The 3,042-nt window shown below is 68.7% G+C and carries 4 protein-coding genes; 3 read left to right on the forward strand and 1 reads right to left on the reverse strand.

Features of this window, described 5'->3' with window-relative positions:
• From secY to I53_RS22860, 3 genes are all read left to right on the forward strand, one after another.
• Window positions 1–1,340: preprotein translocase subunit SecY (gene secY, locus I53_RS22850; protein WP_106428194.1), on the forward strand; the 1,340-nt coding region annotated here is incomplete at its 5' end.
• A 170-nt stretch (window positions 1,341–1,510) separates the two neighbouring features.
• Entirely contained in the window at window positions 1,511–2,113 is a 603-nt protein-coding gene (locus I53_RS22855; RefSeq protein ID WP_043355040.1) for an adenylate kinase, read from the forward strand.
• A 94-nt stretch (window positions 2,114–2,207) separates the two neighbouring features.
• Entirely contained in the window at window positions 2,208–2,438 is a 231-nt protein-coding gene (locus I53_RS22860) for a hypothetical protein (RefSeq protein WP_043355042.1), read from the forward strand.
• 37 nt (window positions 2,439–2,475) lie between these two features.
• Here I53_RS22860 and I53_RS22865 read toward each other — a convergent pair whose 3' ends face one another.
• Entirely contained in the window at window positions 2,476–2,832 is a 357-nt protein-coding gene (locus I53_RS22865; protein ID WP_043355044.1) for a hypothetical protein, read from the reverse strand.
• Between the last annotated feature and the right edge of the window lie 210 nt (window positions 2,833–3,042).

Here is a 3,042-nt window from a genome sequence, read left to right on the forward strand (position 1 = left end):
CAGCCGCGAAGCAGCTGCCCGCCAACCTCAATTTCGGTGCGATCGCCAAGGCCGATGAGCTGAAGAAGCGCATCTGGTTCACGCTCGGCGCCCTCGTGGTGTTCCGGCTGGGCACGTACATCCCGATCCCCGGCATCGACCCGGAGCAGTTCGCCCGAAACTTCCAGCAGCAATCGGGCGGCGTGCTGGGCCTGTTCAACATGTTCTCGGGCGGCGCGGTCGAGCGCATGGCGATCTTCGCCCTGAACATCATGCCGTACATCTCGGCGTCGATCATCGTGCAGCTCCTGACCTCGGTGATCCCGAGCCTGGAGGCGCTGAAGAAGGAGGGTGAGTCCGGCCGCAAGGTCATCAACCAGTACACCCGCTACCTGACGGTGGTGCTGGCTTTGGTGCAATCCTGGGGCATCGCCATCGGCCTGCAGGGCTCCTCGGCCGCGATCGATCCGGGACCGTTCTTCCTGGCCTCGACGGTGATCACGCTCACCGGCGGCACCCTGTTCCTGATGTGGCTCGGCGAGCAGATCACCTCGCGCGGCATCGGCAACGGCTCCTCGCTGATCATCTTCGCGGGCATCGTCGCCCACCTGCCGGTGGCGATCGCGGGCGCGCTGGAACTCGGACGCACCGGTGCCCTGTCCCCGGCGATCATCCTGGGCGTCGGCGTCGCCGCCGTGGCGCTCGTCTACTTCATCGTGTTCATGGAGCGCGCCCAGCGCCGCCTCCTGATCAACTACCCGAAGCGCCAGGTCGGCAACCGCATGTACGAGGGCCAGACCTCGTTCCTGCCGCTCAAGCTCAACACCTCGGGCGTGATCCCGCCGATCTTCGCCTCGTCGCTTCTGCTGCTGCCGGCGACCGCCGCGAGCTTCTCGGCCAATGGCGGCGCCACCGGCTGGCTCGGCACGGTGACGGCCTATCTCGGCCACGGCACCCCGCTGTTCATGGTGCTCTACGCGGCGCTGATCATCTTCTTCACGTTCTTCTACACCGCGGTGGTCTTCAACCCGCAGGAGACGGCCGACAATCTGAAGAAGCATGGCGGCTTCATCCCGGGCATCCGGCCGGGCGAGCGCACCGCGGCGTTCATCGACAAGGTGCTGACCCGCATCACGGTGATCGGCGCGCTGTACCTGACCCTGGTGTGCCTGTGCCCGGAGATCCTGTCGTCCTACGCGGCGGCGAGCCTCGGTTTCGGCGGCACGTCGCTGCTGATCGTGGTCTCGGTCACGATGGACACCGTGGCGCAGATCCACGGGCACCTGATGGCCCATCAGTACGAGGGCCTCGTGAAGAAGGCCAAGCTGCGTGGCGCCTCGACCACGCAACGCCGGCGCTGAGCCTGCTACAGAGGCGGGCCGTCACCAAGGACACGCCCGCCTCTGGCCCAAAGGTCTGGATGCCTGTCGGGCCCTGACCGGCTAGAAGACCCCGAACCCGGCGATGCCAGGGAGGCTTCGCCACCACGGCTTGTGCCCACAGAGAGAGTGGGCCGAACGAGGACAACGCCATGCGTATCATTCTGCTCGGGCCGCCCGGTGCGGGGAAGGGGACGCAATCCGAGCGGATCGTACAGCGCTTCGGCATCCCGCAGCTTTCCACCGGCGACATGCTTCGGGCGGCCGTAGCCGCCGGGACGCCGATCGGCCTCGAGGCCAAGGCCGTGATGGAATCCGGCGGTCTCGTCTCGGATCGGATCGTGGTCGGCATCGTCGCCGAGCGGATCGAGGAGGCGGATGCCCGCCGCGGCTTCATCCTGGACGGCTTCCCGCGCACGGTGGCGCAGGCGGAGGCCCTCGGCACGATGCTGGCCGGCAAGGGGATGGGCCTCTCCGCGGTGGTCGAGCTGAAGGTCGACGAGAACGCCCTGGTCGGCCGCATCGAGAAGCGGGCCGCCGAGACCTTGGCCCGCGGCCAGGCGGTGCGGAAGGACGACACCCCGGAGGTGTTCAAGCAGCGTCTCGAGGCCTATCGCGCCCAGACGGCCCCGCTGTCGGCCTATTACGCCAAGCAGGGCATGCTGGAGACCATCGACGGCATGCAGCCGATCGACAAGGTCACGGCCGACCTGATGGCGGTGCTGGAGCCGCACGAGGAGCGCGTCGCCTCCTGAGTCGATCGCCGCGCGCCGACCGCTCGGTGGCGCGCGGACGTGAACTCGAGGCGTGGTCAGTGGGTTGAGAGGCGCATCCCGGATCGGAATCGCCATGACCCTCCGCCTCTTCGCCACCGCGACGCTCCTCCTCGCGGTCGCATCCCCCCCTCTGCCGGCCTTCGCGCAGAGCCCCGCCCAGTCCTTCGTGTACGGGCAGAAGCGCTTCCGCCATGCCTGCCGGCCGCCGCTCAAGTACGTGGCGGGGACCTGCGCCCGCCGCTGCCCCGCGGGCTATCAGGATATGGGCGGCTATTGCCGGCTGCGGAACCAGGGCTTCCGCTGAGACGCGGCTGCCGACTCGCAGCGCCCGGGACGATGCATCAGATCCGCCCTTCGCGACGCAGGCTCCCGAAGAAGTTGGCGATGTCCATCTGAAGCGAGCGGTGGCCGAACAGGCGGAACGGGTAGCCCTCGTCGGTGCCGATGCGCAGCTCGATCATCGCCGTCATCGGGTTGTAGCGGAAGACCATGCGGTGCCCGGCGAAGGTCGCCCAGAGCAGGGGCGGCCCGTCATCCGCGCTCTGAAGCGCCACGGAGCCGGGCTCCGCTTCGGCGAGGATGCCGCCGATGACCGCGAGCGTCACCGGCAGGACCTCGTCCAGGGTTTCCTCGGCGGCCCGCAACACCGAATCGGCGAAGGCCCGGAGCGTTGCGCCGTCGCTGGTCAGAACCGCCATCTTGGCTCCTCGATCATCTCGGCCCGGGTCCCGCACGCGGCGCATGACGGGACGCGGCCATGCCTGACGGTCGTTGACATCGGGCCGCCCGCGCGCTAGCCCTACGGTCCGCACCGGCCCAGCGACCGTGGATGACGGGCCCATGCGGCTGACCCTGCCGGGGCAGACCGAGGCGTTCGACCATGCCGACATCTTCGCCCGTGCCACCGG

Source organism: Methylobacterium sp. B1, assembly GCF_000333255.1.
GTDB classification, from domain to species: Bacteria; Pseudomonadota; Alphaproteobacteria; order Rhizobiales; family Beijerinckiaceae; genus Methylobacterium; species Methylobacterium fujisawaense.

Bases quoted from the DNA above. Each gene is read 5' to 3' on its own strand.
- I53_RS22860 (WP_043355042.1), top strand. From the start codon at position 2,208: ATGACCCTCCGCCTCTTCGCCACCGCGACGCTCCTCCTCGCGGTCGCA.
- I53_RS22865 (WP_043355044.1), bottom strand. From the start codon at position 2,832: ATGGCGGTTCTGACCAGCGACGGCGCAACGCTCCGGGCCTTCGCCGAT.
- I53_RS22855 (WP_043355040.1), top strand. From the start codon at position 1,511: ATGCGTATCATTCTGCTCGGGCCGCCCGGTGCGGGGAAGGGGACGCAA.